We start from the raw sequence: 18,688 nt of genomic DNA on the forward strand, positions 1-18,688 counted from the left end.
TGAGCGTTGGGAATTCCGCGAGCCGAGCAGGTCAGGGTTCGAGCAGGTCCTTGCCCTTCTCCACGGTCTTGCGCGCCCTGCCCTGGGTCTTTTCGGCCTTGCCCTTCAGTTCGAGGTCCTTGTTTCCGGTGATCTTTCCGGCCGTCTCCTTGGTCTTTCCCTCTGCCGTCTTGGCGACGCCCTTGGCCTTCTTGCCGATGCTCATGACGTACTCCTCGCGCACTCGGTCGACCCGCTGCGGGTCGACCGCCCTCCCGCAGAGCACCGCGGGAGATATATGTGAATTGTCTCACTTGTTCGGTCTTGTGCCCAGGGGGTCGGGGACTCATTCGGACGGCGGAAGCAACGTTCCGAGCGGCCCCAGATCGAGGTTCAAGTCTTGAAGCGACAGGTCGTACTGGGCGCAGAGTTCGGACATCCGGGAATGCAGGAGCATCAGCGTCGTTCCCAGGCGTTCCTCCTGTTCTTCCGTGAGGTCGCCGGCGTCAACGCGTTGGAGCGCCTGGCGTTCCATGAGCTGCCGTAGGAGTTCCACGAGGGTGAGGACGAGTTTGACCAGGTCCCGCTCCACCGTGTCGGGGCCGGTGCTGATCCTCTGCGGCACGGGGCGGGCACCGGCGTTGCGCGGCCGCCCGAGTTCGTGCGGGGTGGCCGGCAGCAGGCGGAACGCACGCGTCGCCGCGTCGGCGACCTCGCCGAAGCGGTCACTGTGCCGGTTGCCTTCAGGAGTCATCGGGAGGAGGGGGGTCGTGGACGTCCGACGTCGGGCGGAGCGCCGTGTCCCAAGGGGACGGATGCTCTTCACTGATCGAGACGATCAGGGCACGCAGCGAGATCCGCACCAGGTCGATGTCGGCGATGGACAGCACGAGGTCACCGCTGAGCACCACTCCGCCACTGAGCAGGCGGTCCAGGAGGTCGATGAGGGCCACCTGCCGTTGCGGAAGTGCACCGGTCGGTGCCGCCGGAGGGCCGCCGGGCTCCGTCACGGCCCACCATTCCTCGGGGCGGGTTCGGTTTCGGGGGGTGCGGCGAAGGAGTAGGGGGCCCAGGGGCCGGTCACGTCGATCCGTATACCGGTGAGTCCTCGGGCGGACCCTTCGACTGCGGAACGGAATGCCTCCGCGTGGTCGACCGGTACCAGGTAGGCGTCGTTGACCACGTTCTCGCCGGGACCCGTGAGCAGTTGGCCTTGTTGCGCTCGGTGCTGGGCCCGGCCGACGGCGTGGCCGCGGGCGGCGGAGTCGACACGGGCCGCCACTTCCTCGACGGCGCGGTACACGTCCTCATGTGCGTGGCGCACTGCTCTGCGCCGTCTGAGGTACTCGCGTCCGGAACCCGCCAGCGGTTCGGACGGCACGTCCGCCGCCTCGGTCACGTCCACGTAGATCTTGACGCCCCATTCCACCAGGCCGTCCAAGTCCGCCAGGCGGCGGTCGAACGCCGCCAGGCGCTCGTCGAGCATGGCCCGCACCCGGTCGTCGTCCAGGTAGACCGTCGCCAGACGCAGCGGCATCACCGTGGTGCGTGCGGCCAACGCCTCGATCACCCGGTGGTGGGCCCGCGCGACCGCCTCCAGCCACTGGAGGTCTTCGAGGTGCGTGCGCAACGCCGCTTCGTCGAAGTCGACGGCCGGCACCGCACTCGCGGCGGCGACGACGTCCGTGCGGCGCTCCGAACGCACCAGGTGCACCTCCGCATCCGCAACCCCAGGCACCTCGGCGACGACCTCGTCCAGGCAGCCGTCGCGGTCCCGGGCCACGCCGTACACGTAGCTGACGTCGGTCATGACGCGTCGTGGCTCCTGCTGCGGGGGCTCGGCTCCCGGCGTTTGCCGCGGCGTTCGTCGTGCCGTTCGGCGGCCGGCAGTTCCTCCCCGCTGCGCAACGCCTCGATCTCCGCGCGCAGGCGGGCGTTCTCCTCGGCCAGCGAGCGGTGGCCGTCCGCGGCGTGCGAGGAGAGCGAGGGGTCGTGCTCCCACCAGTCGATGCCCATCTCCTTCGCCTTGTCCACGGACGCCACGATCAGCCGCAGCTTGATGGTGAGCAGTTCGATGTCGAGGAGGTTGATCTGGATGTCACCGGCGATGACGATGCCCTTGTCCAGGACGCGTTCGAGGATGTCGGCGAGGTTGGCCGACGAGCCCTGCCCGTACGGGCCGGCCCTGGAGGGGAGGTTCCCCATGCTTCGGGCTACGGGTTCGTTCACGGTGGTCACTCCTCCCCCACCGGTTCGTCCGGCGCGTTCGGGGCGGGACGGGGGCCGTCAGGGCTGGGGAGTCCCACGGTGCGCCCTGATCTCCTCAAGCTTGTCGAGCAGTTCGTCCTCGCGCCTGTCGAAGGTCTCCTCGTCGATCTCCCCGGACAGCAGGGCGTCCTCCAATTCGACGAGTTGCTGTTGGACGGGTCGCGGGTCGTAGTACTCGTCCTCGGCGGCCTCGACGATGCGGTCGAGGACCCAGGCCACTCCGCGTACCGGTGCGAGCGGCAGGGTCGCGATCTGCGTCAGCAGTCCCATGTCCGGCCTCCTCAGACGAAGCTGTAGGCGGGCAGCGGGCCGTGGAGCCGGACCGTGAAGTCCGCTCCGAGCTCGTCGGCGAGTTGCTTCTCCAAGGCGAGGAAGTCCTCCTCGTCGTCCCGGTGCACGAGGAACGAGACGTTCAGGAAGTCGTTCGCCGCCGGCTCGGAAAGGTGGTCCTGGCGCACGGCTCCGCGGAGGGCTGCCACGATGTCGGCGGCCAGTCGGCCCTGACGCGCCTGCACTTCCTGGACGACCAGTTCGCCGAGGGCGAGGGGCAACTCGGGGTTGCCGCTGCCGCTTCTGATCTCGTCGTTCAGTGCCCGTGCCTGGTCCGATTCGCTCAGGACCCGGCGCAACAGCGCCTCCTCGTCCTGGCCCACCTTGAGGTTGTACTCGACGCAGTTGTCCAGCGCCGCCAACTGGGCGGTGAGCACGTCCACGCGCTCTTCGAGGACCGCGCGCACCGCGTCCTCGTCGGCGGCGGTGAAGCCGAACTGCAGCGGGAGGACCGCACCGTCGGCCATCAGGTGCTCCTGCACGGCGTGGTGGGCGTTGAGGTCGCGGCGTTTGGGCCGCAGGTCCTCGGGCGCGTCGCTGACGACCGCGGACAGTGAGCCGTGCTGAACCGTGCGGAGTTTCGCCGGCGGATCCCCGACACCGTCGAGTTCGTCGACGCGTTGCGGATGCTCGGTGGAAACCACGGAGTAGACGTACACAGTCATGGCTCATTCCCTCCGGCGGCGCGCGGACCGCCGCGCCGGCCGCTCCCGTCTCGACGCCACGGGCTCCTTCTCCTCCTCGTCTTCCGCTTCCTCCTCGTCGTCCTCCTCGTCCTCATCGCCCTTGCCCCCCTTGATCGCGTCGCCGATCGCTTCGGCGGCACCGGACAGGGCGCCCTTCGTCTTGCCGTGCGCCCCTCCTTCGGTCACCTCGCCGACGATGTCCGTCAGTTGCGCGGGGGCCTTGCGACCGGACTCCAGATCCAGCCGGTTGCAGGCTTCGGCGAAGCGCAGGTAGGTGTCGACGCTGGCGACGACGATGCGCGCGTCCACCTTGACCAGCTCGATGCCGACCAACGACACCCGTGCGAAGACGTCGATGACCAAGCCGCGGTCGAGAATCAGGTCGAGAACGTCGTAGAGGTTGCCCGAGCCACCGCCGTTGTTCCTGGCCAGTGCTCCTTCACCCTGCGGCACCACAGTCATGGTGCCTCCTCTCAGCTGCCCGTTCGGCTCGCGGGCGGCGCTGTCGTTCGTCACGCCCTGCGTGGCGCGTCCTGCCGGCCGGCTAGCGGCCCTTGTCGATCTGGCCGCGGGTGTAGCGGCGGATGCGTTCGTAGGCGACGAGTTCGCCCTCCTCGTCCAGCTTGACCCGGTAGCTGGCCATCACGCTGGTCGTCGGGGGAACCCGTTCGAGTTCCAGGACTTCCACGTCCGCCTGCCAACCGTCCGAGGTGGGAGTGACCGCGGAGACGGATTCCGGGGCCCGCCCCAGCAGCTCCTGGAGTTGCTCGGCCGCGTAGTGCATCGCCCGCCGGGCCGTGACACGGTGTTGGTCTCCCGTGCCCGAACCCTTCGCTGCGCGGCGCTCTTCGCGAGATCCGTCCGCCGCCTCGGTACGTCGCCGGGGCGTGCGCCGGGCCCTTTGCGGGTGGTCCTCTTCGCGTGCGGCCATTGCTCTCTCCGACATCGGAGACTTCGTGCTATTCGGCGCCGCGCGCACACGGCGCCCCTCCATCGTAGCCACCTGCGTTCCGCCCAGGACCGTGGCGATCGCCGCCGGAGATCATCCGGACGTGGGGCGCACGCGCCGTCGCCCTGTGTACACCGGGTCCCGGGGCACGGTGCGCGCACGAGCCGTCACCAAGGGCGCCCCTCGGAGCGGCCGCCTCATGCCGCCTCGTCGCCCTCCGCGTCCTCCTCATCATCCTCGTACTCGTCGTACTCGTCGTACTCGTCGTCGAGCCGCTCGTCTCCGTCTTCGTCTTCGTCTTCCTCGCCCTCTTCGTCCTCCTCTTCGCCCTCCTCGTCGGCGTAGTCCCCTTCCGCTTCGTCCTCCTCAACTCCCTCTTCGTGGCTGAGGACCACTTCCCCGTCGCGGATCTCACCGCGCCAGCCCTCCGGTTCCTCTTCGGCGAGGCTCGCATAGCGCTGGAAGTGCTTGAGGTCCAGGCGCAGCCGGCGTCCCTGCGCTCGCCACAGGTTTCCGGTCTTCTCGAAGAACCCCTGGGGGTAGTACTCGACGACGAGCACGATCCGCGTGAGGTCGGACGTGACCTCGTGGAAGCTCACCATTCCCCGCGTCGACCCCTTGGCGCCCTCGGACGTCCAGACGATGCGCTCGTCGGGCACCTGCTCCAGCACGGTGGCCTTCCACGTCCGTGTCGACGGGCCAACCTTGGCCTTCCAGTGCGTCGTCACCTCGTCGCTCGTCGACACGTCACGCACGCCCTTGGTGAAGCTGCTGAACTTCTCGAACTGTGTCCAGTGGTTGTAGACGGTGCGTACCGGCAGCCCGACGTCGATGACCTCGACGATGTTGGTGACCTTGCGGTCCCCCGAAGAGCGTTTGCCCCCGCCGAAGGACTCCTTGACCTTCTCCAACACGTTGCCGCCGAGGCCCTTCACCACGCCTCCGAGCACCTTCTTCACGGGCGATCCACCACCGAGGAGGGCGGCCCCCACTCCTGCGAGCGAGCCCCCGTTGTCGGCGACGTCGGAGAGTTGATCCGTGACGTCGGTCAGCTTGTCACCGGCCCGTTCGGCGAGGTCCCCCGCCCACGCCGTCACGAATTCACCGAGTTCGTCGCGCAACCGATCGAGCTCCGCCTTCGTCTCATCCTGTGCGACCTTGGCCATGATCGGCTACCTCCGGCGTCCCTGACTCGACGGTGCTCTTCCGGTGCTCTTGCGGGAAGACGCTGCGGTCTGCCTCTTCGCCGTTGACTTCTTGGCGGGCGCTTTCTTCGCCGTTGACTTCTTGGCCGGGGCCTTCTTGGCCGGGGCCTTCTTCGCAGGGGATTTCTTCGCCGCTGCTTTCTTGGCCGGAGCCTTCTTGGCAGGGGCCCTCTTGGCAGGAGCCTTCTTCGCCGCGGTCTTCTTGGCAGGGGCCTTCTTCGCCGGAGCCTTCTTGGCCGTCGCGGGAGTGGTCTTCTTTGCGGCGGGCTTCGGCTTTTCACCGGCGGAGGAACTCCGGGACGTAGAACGGGGCTTGCTCATGCCGCTGCCACTGCGGCTCGCCTTCCGCCGCTCCGTGCTCGGCTCCCGCTTTTCCGCACCCGATTCCCGCTTCCGGGTGCTCGGCGTGCGTCGTTCCGTCTTCGGCTGCGACGTGCCGCGGGACGTGCGCCGTCGCGACCGCTCCCGTTTGCGCGCCGCCGCTCGCTCCTCTTGTTCGCTTTCCTCTTCTCCTTCCTCCTCTTCCTCTTCCTCCTCTTCCGGTTCTTCCTCTTCCGGTTCTTCCTCGCCTTCCTCGCCCTCGTCGTACTCGTCGCTCTCCTCGCCCTCGTCGTAATCGGCTTCCTCTTCGGAGGACTCCTCTCCTTCGGTGAGCGCCAGCGTGCGGTCGTGCAGGGTGTCTGCGAGCGTCGCGATGCCGCGGGTCGCCACCGCCGAGACCGCACGGCGTCCGGCATCCACGACCTCTCCGCGCAATTGCTCGCTGAGTTCGGCAACCTGGGGAATCTCGCCGAGTTGGCGAGCGCCCTCCGTCAGCAGGCGCCGCGGATCGAGTCCGAGTTCGCGCCCCGCCAGGGTGGACATCAAACTCAGGGCGAGGCGGCCCTTCTTGGTACGGCCCAGCACGTAACCGCCGGCCAACGCGGCAGCCACCATGACCTTGGTCCCACTGTCCATGCGTACGTCACCTTCTCTGGGCGTGCAGCCCGGCGCCGCGGCAGACAGCCCCCACTGGAAGTTCCGGCGCCATACCTCCAGGGTGACCCGCCTGCTGGCCTTCGCATCCTGACAGGCCGGCCGCCCTGCCGGCCCACACCGAAGAACTCTCTGCTACCGGGCGGGCACGCCGTGCGCACGGGCGAGGACCCGTACGACGTGCGGCGGGAGGGCTCACCGCAGCACACTGTTGGGAGAGCCTGTGCGCACGTCCGAGAGGAGTCGTCGTGGAGCCTCCTCCCTCATCCGGCGTCGGCCTCGGAGCGGGTTTCGGCGCCCCGCCCGGTACACCGGAGGATCAATGGGCCTCCTGGTACGGCCCGAGGCATCTGCCGCCGGTGCCGCCGCCCGGCGAGCCGGTGGTGGTCGTCGCGGCTCACCCGGGCGACGAGGTGTTGGGCTTCGGCGGCAGTCTGGCGGTGCTGGCCGCCGGCGGTGCCGAAGTGCACATCGTGTCGGTCACGGACGGGGAGGGGCCCCCTCCGCGCAGCACACTGGACGCCTCGGACGAGCTGGCCCGCGTGCGCCACCGCGAACTCCTGCACGCACTGGCGAAGTTGGGGCTGCCGGAAGTGCGTGTGAGGCGACTGAGGATTCCGGACACCCGGGTGGACCGGCATCAGGGCACGGTGGCCCGGGCCATCGCCGGACTGCTACGCGAGGTCGAGGCCGCCCGGTGCGTGGCGCCATGGGTCGGAGACCTGCACGGCGACCACGAAGCCGCAGGTCGGGCCGCCATGGATGCCTGCCGGGCCACCGACGTGCCCCTGTGGATGTATCCGGTGTGGATGTGGCGCTGGGCGCGGCCGGAGGATCCACGCGTGCCGTGGGAGCTGGCTGCGCACCTCCCCCTGCCGCCGGAGGCGACCGCCCTGAAGTCCCTCGCCATCGCGGAGTTCGTCAGCCAGATCCGTCCCTCGGGAAACGGTGCGCAGAGCGCCGCGATCCTGCCGCCCGAAGAGGTGGCCCACCACATCAGGTCGTTCGAGGTGGTGTTCCGGTGAACGCGCCGTCCGCCTACCGCGACTTCCGCAGCGAGTACGCCGCCGCGGCGCGCTCGGCGGGGCCTCCGCCCGTCACCCTTTGACCAGGCAGAACGGATGCCCCGCCGGATCGGTCAGGACCCGCCACCGTCCCTTGTCGGGCTGGTGCTCTGTCTTGCTGGCGCCGAGTTCCAACAGGTCCGCCTCGGCTTCGTCGAGGTCGTCGACCTCGAAGTCGAAGTGCACCTGTTGGGGCACGGTCTGGTCGGGCCAGCGCGGAGCCCGGTAGTCGTCGACGCGTTGGAAGCCGAGGGCCAGCCCGTCGTCGCCGGTGACGAGGGCAGCGAACTCGGCGTCGGATGCGGGGTGCGGTGTCAGCCCGGTGGCCTGTTGGTAGAACGCCGCCAGTGCCAGTGGGTCGGGGCAGTCGAGGGTTATCGCACGCAGCGTCATCTGCCGCATGGCACCTCCAGCATCGGGGTCAACGTCGTGCGGCACACCCTAGACGCGGGGCCCGCCCGTTGGGCCGCGAACGGGAACCTCCCCGCCGCTGCGCGCCCCGCCCGCGCCCCCACGGCACGCGCAGGCCGTCCCTGAAGGCCGGGGTCAGAGGTTCAGAGGTAAAGCGCGCGGTTGATCGGGATGCCCTGCTCCGCGCAGCCGCGCTCGTAGTGGTCGATGAACCAGAAGACGTCGATCACCTCGGTCACCGCGTCCTGGTCGTCGAGGAACTCCACGGGCCCGTTCAGCCAGAAGACGGTCTTCATGCCCTCGTCGGAGACCAGGGTGTGGGTGCGTCCCGGGCTCTCGCGGACGAAGTCGCCCGGTCGGCCGACCCAGTCGTACTCCAGGTAGCGCCAGCTGCCTTCGAGCACGTAGCCCGAGACGGGGCCGCGGTGGCGGTGCCGGCCCAGCGATCCGCCGGATTGCACCCACAGGACGTTCGCGGCGGAGTTGCTGCGGATGTCGAACGTCAGATGCTTGATCATGACCTGTGGGGCGAAGGGGAGCCACGGTGAGTCCGCCTCCGCGATGTGGCCTTCGGGCAGCGCGTACTGGTCGCGGCGCCGGTCGATCCGCGCTTCGATCGCGGCCAGGCCGTCCACTCCCGGGGTCGAACTGGTCGTCATGGCTGAGTTCCTTCCTGCCGGTGCTGGGCGGACTCGCACGCATACCCATGTTCGACTCTCCCCGCCCCGGCGCAACAGTGGTTTCCCGGACGGTCGGCCACGGCGGTGACCGTTCGCAGGTCGAGCGGTCCTCAGCACCACGGTGCACCCGACCGGGGGTGAGGGCGGAGTAGCGCGGCTCGGGTCGGGCAAGAATCGGTCGATACTCGACCCAACGGGAGGTCTCGGTATGACGATCAGCCACCGCTCCATCGGCACCGGCGGGCACAAGGTGCTCGTCCTCCACGACTGGTTCGGCACCAGCGCGTCCTGGAGTCAGTTCCTCGACCACCTCGACCCGAGCGAGTTCGGCTACGCCTTCCTCGACTACCGCGGCTACGGCGACCGGCTGGACGTCCAGGGGCAGTTCACGCTCGCCGAGATCGCCGGGGACGCACTCGCCCTCGCCGACGAACTGGGCTGGGACACCTTCTCACTGGTCGGGCACTCGATGGGCGGCAAGGCGGCGCAGCGGGTCCTCGTCGAGGCGCCGCGCCGGGTGCGCAAGCTGGTCGGGGTGGCCCCGGTCCCGGCGAGCCCCTACCCGCTGGAGGGGGACGCGTACGACCTCTTCCACGGCGCGGCGCAGAACCCCGCCAACCGGCGGGCCATCATCGACATGATCACCGGCAACCGCGCCTGCGACCGCTGGCTGGACGCCATGACCGACCGTTCGGTCGCCGGCTCCCGCCCCGAGGCCGTCGCCGCGTACCTGACCGACTGGACCACCCAGGACTTCGCGGCCAAGATCACCGGCAGCACCCTCCCGGTGAAGGTCTTCGTCGGCGAACACGACGTCGCCATCAACGCCGAGGCGATGCGGACGACCTGGCTGGCCCACTACCCGCAGGCCGAGCTGGAGGTCCTCGTCAACTCGGGCCACTACCCGATGTACGAACTGCCCGTCGCCTTCGCCACCGCCCTGGAAGCGTTCCTGCGCGCCTGACCGCTGCCGTTGGTGTCGTCAGGGCCGCTGCCGGGTACCGAGCACGGCATCCGGCGCGGCCGGCCGACACCGCGTGGCACGTCGACCGGCGCACCGTCCGGGCGGCGCCGGCCAGCGCCCGCGCCGCCCTCGGCCAGCTGCTCCACACCGGCTCGCCGGCGGTCGGGAAGCGGCTGCCCGGTGCAGGGAGGAAGGCATGACGACAACGGTCCTGGACGCGGTCGTCCGGTTGCTGCGCGACACCGGCATGACGACCGTGTTCGGCAATCCTGGCTCCACCGAACTGCGCATGTTCCGCAACTGGCCCGAGGACTTCACCTACGTCCTCGGATTGCAGGAGTCCTCGGCCGTGGCCATGGCCGCGGGCCACGCCCTGGGCACCGGGCGCGCCGCGTTCGTCTGCCTGCACTCCGCGGGCGGGGTCGGTCACGCGCTGGGCGCCGTCTTCAACGCGCACCGCGACCGGGTGCCGTTGGTGATCGTCGCCGGTCAGCAGGCCCGCTCCCTGCTCCAGCTGCGCCCGTTCCTCGGCGCCGACGCGCCGGATCAGTTCCCGCGCCCGTACGTGAAGTTAGCCCGCCAGCCGGATCGCGCCGCCGACGTGCCGGCCGTCCTCGCCGAGGCGCACCGCATCGCGATGACGCCTCCGCGCGGGCCGGTTTTCGTGTCCGTCCCGGAGGACGACTGGGACCGGGCGGCCGATCCGGTCGAGCCCCGGGCGGTGCACGGTGGGTTCACCGCCGCCCCGGACGCGCTCGCCGCGCTCGCCACCCGCCTCGACGCCTGTGGGCGGCCCGCGCTGGTGATCGGCCCCGGCGTGGACGACGAAGGCGCGCTCCCCGAGGCCGTCGCGCTGGCCGAGCGGATCCGCGCGGCCGTCTGGATCAGCCCGCTGTCCGGCCGCTCCGGGTTCCCCGAGTCCCACCCGCTCTTCCAGGGCTTCCTGCCGCCGGTCGCCGGCCCGTTGGCCGCCCGCCTGGAGCCGTACGACGTCGTGGTCGCGCTCGGGGCGCCCCTGTTCACGTACCACGTGGCGGACGACGGTCCCCCGTTGGCGCCGGGCACCGAGCTGTTCCACCTGGACTGCGACCCGGCCCAGGCGGCGTGGCTGCCCACGGGCACGAGCCTGGTCACCACACTGCGCCCCGCCCTCAGCGAGCTGACCGCGCTGGTCGCCCGCTCGGACCGGGAACCGCCACGGGCGCGGACGCGGCCGGCGCCGGCGAGCGTCGGCGAGGTCCTCACGCCCGACTGGATCCTGGACCAGCTGCACCGGCGCCTGCCCCGCGACCGGGTGCTCGTCGAGGAGGCCCCCGGCCACCGGGACGTGCTGCACGTCCGCGTCCCGGTCGACCGGGCGGGCGGGTTCCTCACCACGGGCAGCGGTGCGCTGGGCTGGGGCCTGCCGCTGGCCGTCGGCCGGGCGCTCGCCGACCGGCGGCGGGTGGTGTGCGTCGTGGGCGACGGTTCGGCGTTGTACTCGGTGCAGGCACTGTGGACGGCGGCCCGGCACCGGGCCCCCGTCACCTTCGTCGTGCTCGACAACGGCGGCTACGGCGCGGTGCGCGCGCTCGGCCGCCGGCTCGGCATCGCGCCGGTGCCCGGCACCGACCTCGGCGGCATCGACTTCACCGGCCTCGCCACGTCGTTCGGCTGCCCGGCACAGTACGCGGACCATCCCCGCGACCTGGGCGGGGCCCTCGACCGCGCGTTGACGTCGCTCGGCGACGACGACGGCCCGCACCTCCTCCACCTGCGCGTCAGCGATGCCGAGGGCGTGCTCTACGGGCCTTGATGCGGGTGCCGCCGGAGCCCGCCGGCAGGGTGCGCCGGGCCGGTCGCCGGGCCGGGTTCGCCGCGTCGCGCGCGAGGTGTGCCCGGGTCCATCCGCCAGCCGGTCAGGGCCGTTCCAGCAGGCCGAAACCCAGGGACACCTGGTCACCGTCGACCTTGTCGGCGGAGACCTCCATCGTCTTGCTCTGTTGGCCGAAGACGGCGGTGCAGCTCACCATCGCGCCCTTCTTCGCCGGCAGTCCGCTCGGGCAGTGCACCGCGTCGGGGTCGGCTCCGCGGTAGGGGAAGTCCTTGGCCGCGCGCTCCTCCAAGTCCGCCCGCGGCACCGTCGACCCCGCGCCGCTGGCAGTGGCTACCGAGCCGTGGCCGGTCATGTTCACCACGGTCACCACACCCGCCGCCAGTACGGCGACGGCGCCCAGGGCGATGATGATGCGCTTCATGCTCAACTCCTCGTTGCGGACGGCGGTGCGGAAGCTCGTCGCGGGCCCGCATGGCCGTCGGGGTTCTCAGTGGCTCTCCGGTACGACGCCCACGCTCTCCTGATCTCCTAGCGCACCGCTAACACCCCACTAACACCAGCGCCGAACGCCGATGAGTTCCGACCGGACCGCGAGTCCTTCCTCGTGAGCGTCGCGCGACGCGGTACAACGCTGCCCGGCACGAGTCACCACGGAGGACACCATGACCAGCACACCGAACGACCCGACCGGCGCACTGCCCGGCCGCCCGCCCGTGGTCGACCTGGCCACCTGGCAGGCCGCCCGTGACGAGCTCCTGGTCCGCGAGAAGGCACACACCCGGGAGGGCGACGCCATCGCCGCGGCCCGCCGCCGGCTGCCGATGGTGGAGTTCGACGGGACGGTCGAGGTCGTCGGAGACGAGGGCCCGGTGCCGTTCCTGGACCTGTTCCAGGGCCGCGACGAGCTGGTGGTCTACAAGCACATGTGGCACGACGGCGCGCCGCACCAGGGGCAGTGCGAGGGCTGCACCACCGTGGCCTGGCACCTGAGGGACGCCGTCTACCTCAACGCGCGCGGCGTCTCGTCGGCCATCCTGACCACCGGCCGGTGGGACGAGGTGGCGTCGTTCGTCGACTTCATGGGGTACACCCAGCCCTGGTACTCGGTACGCGGCGTGGACGCGCCGGTCGGCGGCCCCATGGGGTACCTCACCTGCTACCTGCGCGACGGCGACCGCACGTTCCTGACCTACTCCACGACGGGTCGCGGCATCGAGCCCGTCGCCGCCTTCTTCAGCCTGCTCGACATGACGCCCTACGGCCGCCGCGAGACGTGGCAGGACAGTCCCGAAGGCTGGCCCGAGGGGCACGCCCCGTGCTGGTACTGGCGCTCGGACGCGGACGGGAACGCGACCTGGGGGCCGACCAGTCGCCCCGTGCCGCAGTGGACCCGGCCCGGCGCGACCCCGGTGACGACGCTCGGGCGGCACGACCACCACGACTGACACGCCGTGCCGCCGATGCCGACGCCGACGGCATCGGCATCGGCATCGGCAGAAGGTGCCGGGTGGCGGACGGCGGCGGGCCGCTCAGTCGGTCCGGGCGAGCAGTTCCAGTGCGTGCCGTGCAGCGTCGTCCCCCGTCGCGGCGGTGATGAGGACCACGGACTGCTGCGGCGAGTGCGGTGGCATCAGTGAGTGCTGGGTGACGGCCAGCGGACCCACCAGCGGATGGTGCAGTTCGTGGCCCTCACCCTCGCACGGCCGCACCCGGTGGTCTCCCCATAGTTCCACGAACTCCGGGCTCTTCATGGACAGTTCGCCGATCAGCCCGGCCAGTATCGCGTCCTCGGGGTGCCGTCCGGCGACCAGGCGCAGATTGCCCACCACGGCACGTGCCTTGCGCGGCCAGTCGGCGTACAGCTCGCGGGTGTGCGGGTCGAGGAAGAGCATCCGGGTCAGGTTCGGCCGGTCCGCGGCCCGTTCCGGTGCGGTGGGGTCGGTGTGCCCGGCCAGCAGGGCGTGCCCCGGGCCGTTCCACGCCAGGACGTCGGTCCGCCGGCCGAGGACCAGGGCCGGCACGTCCCGCAGGGAGTCGATCAGCGCCCGGTTCATCGGGTGGAGCCGCTCGGGTGCGGGCCGGCACGACGTCCGGGGGCGGCGGCCGGCCAACTCCCGCAGATGGGACCGCTCGTGCGGATCGAGGTGCAGGGCCCCGGCGAGGGCGTTGAGCACTTCCTCGGAGGCGTTGACCGCGTGTCCCTGTTCCAGGCGCGTGTAGTACGACGGGCTCACCCCGGCCAGGTGTGCGATCTCCTCCCGCCGCAGTCCGCTCACCCGCCGGCGTTCGGGAAACGCGGGCAGGCCCACGTCCTCGGGGCGCAGACGCGAACGTCGCGCCCGCAGGAACTCGCCCAGTTGACCGGTGACACCCATGCGGCCAGTATCGCCCGCCGTCGGCCCCGCTGCCTGTCCCCGTCCGGGATAGGCACGGGCGGGGACACGCACCGTGGGGATGGGCTTCGTGGGGGCTGGCTCCCCCCCGGCCGGGGGCCGCACGCTGGCCACCTCACCAGCGAGCACTTGGAGCGCAGATGCACGACCTCGTCCTCGGTGACGTCACCGTCACCCGCGTCATGGAGTACGTCGGTCCGGTCGGAATGACGCCGGAGACCTTCTTTCCCGAAAGTCCCGAAGGGGCCTGGCAACGCCATTCCCCGTGGCTGGCGCCCGACTTCCTCGATCCGCAGACCGACCTGTGCCGTTCGGCCGTGCAGACCTGGCTGCTGCGCAGCGAGGGCCGCACGATCCTCGTCGACACCGGCGTCGGCAACCACAAGGAGCGGCCCTACTCACCGGTGTGGAGCCACCTGAACACCGACTTCCTCGCCAACCTCGCCCGGGCCGGGGTCCGACCGGAGGACGTCGACGTGGTGGTCAACACCCATCTGCACGTGGACCACGTCGGTTGGAACACCCGCCTCGACGGGCGGGAGTGGGTCCCGACGTTCCCGCACGCCACCTACCTCATACCGCGGGCCGACTTCGACTTCTGGAATCCCGCGGGCGGCCACCGCCCCAGACTGGGCCGCGGCAACCAGAACGTCTTCGAGGACAGCGTCGCCCCCGTGCACCGGGCCGGCCGCACGGTGCTGTGGGAGGACGGCTACCGCATCGACGCCCACCTCACGTTGGAGCCGGCACCCGGCCACACCCCGGGCTCCGCGGTCCTGGCCCTGGAATCCGGTACCGACCGGGCCCTGTTCGTCGGCGACCTGCTGCACACGCCGCTGCAGTTCGTCGAGCCCGACACCAACAGCTGCTTCTGCGAGGACCCGGAGCTGGCCAGGACCACCCGGCGGCGCCTGCTCGGCAGGGCCGCCGACACCAACGCCCTGGTCCTGCCGGCGCACCTCGGCGGGCACGGCGGCGCCGAAGTCGTCCGCGACGGGGACCGCTTCGCGCTCAAGAACTGGGCCCCGCTCTCCCGCATCTGAAGGCCCCCGCGGTGCCGCACGCCGCCGCCACCGCACCGCACCGCACGACAGGAGAAGTCGATGTCCCACCCGCTCGTCCCCACCGCCGAAGGCCCCGTCCGCGGCCTCGCCGGTGCCACCGCCCACACCTTCCTCGGCATCCCGTATGCCGCACCCCCGACCGGCGCCGCCCGCTTCGCCGCGCCCGCGCCCCACCCGCCCTGGCGCGACGTCCGCGACGCGACCCAGCCCGGACCGACCGCGCCCCAGCCACGTCGGGACGGCTTCGGAGCACTGGACATGACCCCGTACTTCGGCCCCGGCTGGATCCCCGGCGCCGACCACCTGACGCTCAACGTCTGGGCGCCGCCCCATGCCCGCCGCAGTCCCGTCATGGTCTTCGTGCACGGCGGCGGCTTCCTGGCCGGCTCCACCCGTGCCGCGCTCTACGACGGCACCGCCTTCGCCCGCGACGGGGTGGTGCTGGTGACGGTCAACTACCGCCTGGGCGCCACGGGTTTCCTGGACCTGCCCGGCGCCCCGCCCAACCGTGGACTGCTCGACGTGGTGGCCGCCCTGCGCTGGGTCCGGCGCAACATCGCGGCGTTCGGCGGCGACCCCGGCAACGTCACCCTCTTCGGCCAGTCGGCGGGCGCGACGCTCATCGGCAGCGTCCTGGCCACCCCCGAGGCGGCGGGCCTCTTCCACCGCGCCATCGTCCAGAGCGGCAACGGCCTGGGCGCGTTCTCGCCCGAGCAGGCGGCCCGCGTGACCCGCGCGGCGGCCACCGCCCTCGGCGTCGAGCCGACCGTCACGGCGTTCGCCGCCGTTCCCGACGACCGGCTCCTCGCCCTCCTCCCCCACCTCACCGGCCTGGACCTGCGGACCGCCAGCCGGACCGATCCGCTCCTCGGGCTCAGCCCGTACGGCCTGGTGTTGGACCGTCAACCGGCCGAGGCGGTGGCCGCGGGCGCCGGCACCGACGTGGCTCTCCTCATCGGCACCACCACCGAGGAGGCCAACCTCTACCTAGCGCCGCAGGGCGACCTGGCCGCCTCGACGACCGCGGACGTACACGCCCTCGCCGCCCGGATCCACTCCGACCCGGCCGCGCTCGTGGCGGAGTACCGCGCCAAGTACCCACGGGCGCACGCGGGGCGCCTGCGCTCGGCGCTCCTGGGCGACGCGCTGTTCCGCACCGGCAGCCGCCGCCTTGCCGAGGCCCATGCGTCCCACCGCGCCGCTCCCACCCACGCCTACGCGTTCGCCTGGCGCTCACCGGCCCTCGACGGGCAGCTCGGCGCGGCCCACACCACGGAACTGCCCTTCGTCTTCGACAGGTTGGACCTCCCAGCCCTGCACGGCCCCCACGGCCTGCTCGGCCCCACCCCGCCACCAGCCCGTCTGGCCGCCCGCATGCACGGCGCCTGGGTCTCCTTCGCCCACACCGGCGACCCCGGCTGGGCCCCGTCCGAAACCCATCGCTTCACCGGGCTCGAGTGACCGGCCTGACAGGCTTCAGCGGTGCGCGGGGGCCGGGCGATCCACCACCGGCCCCGCGGGGGAAGGAACAACTCCCGTCGTTGCCGCCGACCCGCCGACAGCGTCCGGGCAATCTCGCGGACCGCTAGGCGACGGTGTTGAACTTGCCGCCCTCACCTGCGTACAGGGTGGTCGTCTGCCGACTGAATGGGGCCGCCGGCAAGCCGGTCGAGCGGTAGACGTACGTGCCGTTCGCGCCGTGGGCGATCAGGTCGGGGCGGCCGTCGGCGGTGACGTCGCCGGCGCCGACCAGGTGGGAGAAGGCGTTCCAGCCGGCGCCGATCCTCACCCGGGTGGTGAAGTTACCCGTGCCGTTGCCCTGGTAGAGCCACAGGACGCCGGCGATGTCGCGCGCGACGAGGTCGCCGGCCGTGGGTGCCCGCGATGTCTCCGACGGCCGTGAGCTGGTTGTAGCGCCGCTCACGACGGTCGGAGCGGCCACCGCACCGGGGGCGGCCAGGGCTCCGGCCCCGACGGTCACGGCGCGAGCGGTGGCGACGCAGGCGCCGAGACGGCGTCGGGCGGTGTGTGCAGCAGCCAAGGGAGCCCCTCCAGATGAACCGAGCGGTGCGCACACCGGCGCACACAACTCGATCAGACGTGCGACGAGGGACGGAGGTTGTAGAAGTTGCTGTTGTTTCTTTGCTGTTGGTTATCCAGAACGGGTCTCAAACGGCCGTCCGGGGCCGTGTCGGGCTGAGGTACTGCACGGCGGTCTGCTGGGCGTGCGGGTCGAGCAGGCTCAGGAGTTCCTCGGCGGCGGCCTTGAGGAGGTCACCGTCGCGGGTGGCCTGGAGGGTTTCGAGGACGAAGGCGACGCGCGTGGAGTCTTCGGTGACTCGGGTGCGGTGGGCGTCGCGATGGTTCCAGTGGCGGGTCAGGACACCGGTGGCGTCGGCGTAGATGATCTCGCCGGGCTTGGGGACCTCGACGGCTTCGGGTTCGCCGAGCGGGGTGAAGGACTCGGTGCCGTCGGCGTGGCGGATGTCGACGAGGGCGCCGGTGACGTGGTCGAGGTCGAACGCGCCGGCGGGCAGTCCGTGGCGGACCGAGACGCAGTTGTAGGAGTCGACGGCGGGATTGATGCGCGGCAGGGCGCCCCTCTTCGCCATGCGGCGGCCGAGGGCGTCGACGCTGGGGCGGATGCGGCGGGGGTTGGTGCCGAAGGACCGGTAGGCGGTGTGCCAGGACTCGATGCGGGGATCGGTCTCGTCGGCCGGCCGCCAGGCACCGTCCGCGAGTTGCCGCTCCAGGTCGTCGAGAGCGGTGGCGGTGTGCGGCCAGGGTTCGTTGCCGCGCAGGCCGGTGGCGGTGATCAGGGCTATGAGGGTGTCGGGGAAGGCGTCGGCGACGGCGGCGCCGAGGCGGAAGTCGGTCACGCGGTGAGGTCCTGTTCGTGCACGGGGGTGGCGGGCGGGCGGCTCAGGGCTTCCGGGGTGGGAGGGTGCCGCGGCTCAGGTGAGGGCGAGGAGGCTGACGGCGACGGCCGCGGTGCCCAGGCCGACGAGTTGGCTGCGGTGGATGCGTTCGGCGAGGACGCCACGGGCGAGCAGGACGGTGCCGGCCGGGTACAGGGCGGTGATCACGGCGACGACCGTGAGGTCACCGCTGCGGGCGGCGAGCAGGAACAACAGGTTCGCCAGCGAGTCCAGCACGCCCGCGGTCGCCGATATCGCGTAGGCCGGCCTTTCCGGGCCCAGCCGGCGGTACAGCGCGGCGGCCGCGACCAGGGTGACCGTCGAGGAGACCGCTCGCCCGACGATCAGCGGTGCCACGCCGCTGTCGACGGGTGCCTGGTGCAGGAAGACGAGTTGCAGCGCGATGGCCGCCCCCGCGCCCAAGGCCAGCAACAGCGCCGTCCGGGACGGACGCACCGCGCCTGTGCCGTGTCCGGCGCTGACCAGGACCACCGCCACCAGCGCGAGCGGCAGACCCACGAGGCCGGCCAGGCCCAGGTGCTCGCCCTGGAGCAGGCCGACCGTGACCGGCAGGGCCGCGGACACCAGCGCGGTGACCGGCGAGAGCACGTTCATCGGGCCGATCGCGAGTGTCCTGTAGAGCAGGACGAACGCCACGGCGGAGGCGACGCCTGACGCGACACCCCACCCGATGCTGGCCCCGGTGAACGAGGCGCCCAGGATCGGCCACAGCGCCAGTTCGACAGCGAGGCTGGCCGGTGCGGCGACGAGCACGGTGCGCAGTACGTGCGCCTTGCGGGCGCCGAGGCCGCCGAGGAAATCGGCGCATCCGTAGGCGAGAGAGCTGCCCAGGGCCAGCAGCAGAGCGATCACGGCACTTCCTTACTTTCACAATGGAACGACTCGAACGTACAATGAAACGACCGCTCGTTGTCAACCAAACGACCGGGCGGTCTATTCCAGTGCCCTACTCCGTCAGGACGGTG

24 protein-coding genes are annotated in these 18,688 nt (G+C 71.3%); 6 read left to right on the forward strand and 18 right to left on the reverse strand.

All coding sequences use genetic code 11. From position 1 onward, the window contains the following. Positions 1-31: 31 nt before the first annotated feature. The 11 genes from ACLJT4_RS21315 to ACLJT4_RS21365 form a co-directional block, all read right to left on the reverse strand. Positions 32-205: a CsbD family protein gene (locus ACLJT4_RS21315; protein ID WP_411124111.1), complete on the reverse strand. Its 174-nt coding sequence runs from the start codon at positions 203-205 to the stop codon at positions 32-34. 120 nt (positions 206-325) lie between these two features. Next, positions 326-733, reverse strand: a complete 408-nt coding sequence (locus ACLJT4_RS21320) for a gas vesicle protein K (RefSeq protein ID WP_411124113.1) — start codon at positions 731-733, stop codon at positions 326-328. Continuing rightward, positions 723-989, reverse strand: a complete 267-nt coding sequence (locus ACLJT4_RS21325; protein ID WP_411124115.1) for a gas vesicle protein — start codon at positions 987-989, stop codon at positions 723-725. Before ACLJT4_RS21325 ends, ACLJT4_RS21320 begins: the two co-directional genes overlap by 11 nt. Beyond that, the gene (locus tag ACLJT4_RS21330) at positions 986-1,789 is read right to left on the reverse strand and encodes a GvpL/GvpF family gas vesicle protein (RefSeq protein WP_411124117.1); all 804 of its coding nucleotides are present in this window, start codon (positions 1,787-1,789) and stop codon (positions 986-988) included. The genes ACLJT4_RS21325 and ACLJT4_RS21330 overlap by 4 nt, the downstream gene beginning before the upstream one ends. Continuing rightward, positions 1,786-2,184 (reverse strand): gas vesicle protein, encoded by a 399-nt coding sequence (locus ACLJT4_RS21335; RefSeq protein ID WP_411124284.1) that lies wholly within the window; start codon positions 2,182-2,184, stop codon positions 1,786-1,788. Before ACLJT4_RS21335 ends, ACLJT4_RS21330 begins: the two co-directional genes overlap by 4 nt. Positions 2,185-2,265: 81 nt before the next feature. Continuing rightward, positions 2,266-2,517, reverse strand: coding sequence for a gas vesicle protein GvpG (locus ACLJT4_RS21340; RefSeq protein WP_411124119.1), 252 nt, complete (start codon positions 2,515-2,517; stop codon positions 2,266-2,268). A gap of 11 nt (positions 2,518-2,528) precedes the next feature. Then, complete coding sequence (locus tag ACLJT4_RS21345) at positions 2,529-3,242, reverse strand: GvpL/GvpF family gas vesicle protein (RefSeq protein WP_411124121.1); 714 nt, start codon at positions 3,240-3,242, stop codon at positions 2,529-2,531. 3 nt (positions 3,243-3,245) lie between these two features. After that, positions 3,246-3,725 carry a gas vesicle structural protein GvpA gene (locus ACLJT4_RS21350; protein ID WP_411124286.1) on the reverse strand — a complete coding sequence of 160 codons (480 nt, stop codon included), beginning with the start codon at positions 3,723-3,725 and terminating at the stop codon, positions 3,246-3,248. 82 nt (positions 3,726-3,807) lie between these two features. Beyond that, entirely contained in the window at positions 3,808-4,257 is a 450-nt protein-coding gene (locus ACLJT4_RS21355) for a gas vesicle protein (protein WP_411124123.1), read from the reverse strand. A 152-nt stretch (positions 4,258-4,409) separates the two neighbouring features. Next, positions 4,410-5,378: an SRPBCC family protein gene (locus ACLJT4_RS21360; protein ID WP_411124125.1), complete on the reverse strand. Its 969-nt coding sequence runs from the start codon at positions 5,376-5,378 to the stop codon at positions 4,410-4,412. 6 nt (positions 5,379-5,384) lie between these two features. Beyond that, positions 5,385-6,374: a histone protein gene (locus tag ACLJT4_RS21365; protein ID WP_411124127.1), complete on the reverse strand. Its 990-nt coding sequence runs from the start codon at positions 6,372-6,374 to the stop codon at positions 5,385-5,387. 266 nt (positions 6,375-6,640) lie between these two features. Here ACLJT4_RS21365 and ACLJT4_RS21370 point away from each other — a divergent pair, with 266 nt between their 5' ends. Next, positions 6,641-7,417 (forward strand): PIG-L deacetylase family protein, encoded by a 777-nt coding sequence (locus tag ACLJT4_RS21370; RefSeq protein WP_411124129.1) that lies wholly within the window; start codon positions 6,641-6,643, stop codon positions 7,415-7,417. Positions 7,418-7,489: 72 nt separating this feature from the next. Here ACLJT4_RS21370 and ACLJT4_RS21375 read toward each other — a convergent pair whose 3' ends face one another. Continuing rightward, positions 7,490-7,858 carry a VOC family protein gene (locus ACLJT4_RS21375; RefSeq protein ID WP_411124131.1) on the reverse strand — a complete coding sequence of 123 codons (369 nt, stop codon included), beginning with the start codon at positions 7,856-7,858 and terminating at the stop codon, positions 7,490-7,492. 152 nt (positions 7,859-8,010) lie between these two features. After that, positions 8,011-8,526 carry a 2,4'-dihydroxyacetophenone dioxygenase family protein gene (locus ACLJT4_RS21380; protein ID WP_411124133.1) on the reverse strand — a complete coding sequence of 172 codons (516 nt, stop codon included), beginning with the start codon at positions 8,524-8,526 and terminating at the stop codon, positions 8,011-8,013. A 229-nt stretch (positions 8,527-8,755) separates the two neighbouring features. On the opposite strand from ACLJT4_RS21380, the gene ACLJT4_RS21385 reads away from it, so the two are divergent. Together ACLJT4_RS21385 and mdlC are read left to right on the forward strand one after the other, a co-directional pair. Continuing rightward, positions 8,756-9,511, forward strand: a complete 756-nt coding sequence (locus ACLJT4_RS21385; RefSeq protein ID WP_411124135.1) for an alpha/beta fold hydrolase — start codon at positions 8,756-8,758, stop codon at positions 9,509-9,511. A gap of 196 nt (positions 9,512-9,707) precedes the next feature. After that, positions 9,708-11,306: a benzoylformate decarboxylase gene (gene mdlC / locus ACLJT4_RS21390; RefSeq protein WP_411124137.1), complete on the forward strand. Its 1,599-nt coding sequence runs from the start codon at positions 9,708-9,710 to the stop codon at positions 11,304-11,306. A 103-nt stretch (positions 11,307-11,409) separates the two neighbouring features. Here the strand turns inward: mdlC and ACLJT4_RS21395 are convergent, their stop codons facing one another. Further along, positions 11,410-11,748: a DUF4333 domain-containing protein gene (locus ACLJT4_RS21395; protein WP_411124139.1), complete on the reverse strand. Its 339-nt coding sequence runs from the start codon at positions 11,746-11,748 to the stop codon at positions 11,410-11,412. 241 nt (positions 11,749-11,989) lie between these two features. Here ACLJT4_RS21395 and ACLJT4_RS21400 point away from each other — a divergent pair, with 241 nt between their 5' ends. Continuing rightward, entirely contained in the window at positions 11,990-12,772 is a 783-nt protein-coding gene (locus ACLJT4_RS21400) for a DUF899 family protein (protein ID WP_411124141.1), read from the forward strand. An 84-nt stretch (positions 12,773-12,856) separates the two neighbouring features. Here ACLJT4_RS21400 and ACLJT4_RS21405 read toward each other — a convergent pair whose 3' ends face one another. After that, positions 12,857-13,702 (reverse strand): helix-turn-helix domain-containing protein, encoded by an 846-nt coding sequence (locus ACLJT4_RS21405; protein ID WP_411124143.1) that lies wholly within the window; start codon positions 13,700-13,702, stop codon positions 12,857-12,859. Positions 13,703-13,860: 158 nt separating this feature from the next. Between ACLJT4_RS21405 and ACLJT4_RS21410 the strand changes: the two genes are divergently transcribed. Both ACLJT4_RS21410 and ACLJT4_RS21415 read left to right on the forward strand, forming a co-directional pair. Then, a complete protein-coding gene (locus tag ACLJT4_RS21410) occupies positions 13,861-14,763 on the forward strand; it encodes an MBL fold metallo-hydrolase (RefSeq protein ID WP_411124147.1) in 903 nt (300 codons plus the stop codon). 60 nt (positions 14,764-14,823) lie between these two features. Then, entirely contained in the window at positions 14,824-16,245 is a 1,422-nt protein-coding gene (locus tag ACLJT4_RS21415) for a carboxylesterase/lipase family protein (RefSeq protein ID WP_411124149.1), read from the forward strand. A 124-nt stretch (positions 16,246-16,369) separates the two neighbouring features. Here the strand turns inward: ACLJT4_RS21415 and ACLJT4_RS21420 are convergent, their stop codons facing one another. The 3 genes from ACLJT4_RS21420 to ACLJT4_RS21430 form a co-directional block, all read right to left on the reverse strand. After that, positions 16,370-16,825 (reverse strand): FG-GAP repeat domain-containing protein, encoded by a 456-nt coding sequence (locus ACLJT4_RS21420; protein WP_411124151.1) that lies wholly within the window; start codon positions 16,823-16,825, stop codon positions 16,370-16,372. A gap of 127 nt (positions 16,826-16,952) precedes the next feature. Beyond that, a complete protein-coding gene (locus ACLJT4_RS21425; RefSeq protein ID WP_411124153.1) occupies positions 16,953-17,663 on the reverse strand; it encodes a B3/4 domain-containing protein in 711 nt (236 codons plus the stop codon). A 75-nt stretch (positions 17,664-17,738) separates the two neighbouring features. Next, positions 17,739-18,575, reverse strand: coding sequence for an EamA family transporter (locus ACLJT4_RS21430; RefSeq protein WP_411124155.1), 837 nt, complete (start codon positions 18,573-18,575; stop codon positions 17,739-17,741). Between the last annotated feature and the right edge of the window lie 113 nt (positions 18,576-18,688).

Origin of the sequence: Streptomyces sp. x-19 (assembly GCF_046549115.1) — a bacterium.
GTDB classification, from domain to species: domain Bacteria; phylum Actinomycetota; class Actinomycetes; order Streptomycetales; family Streptomycetaceae; genus Streptomyces; species Streptomyces albulus_C.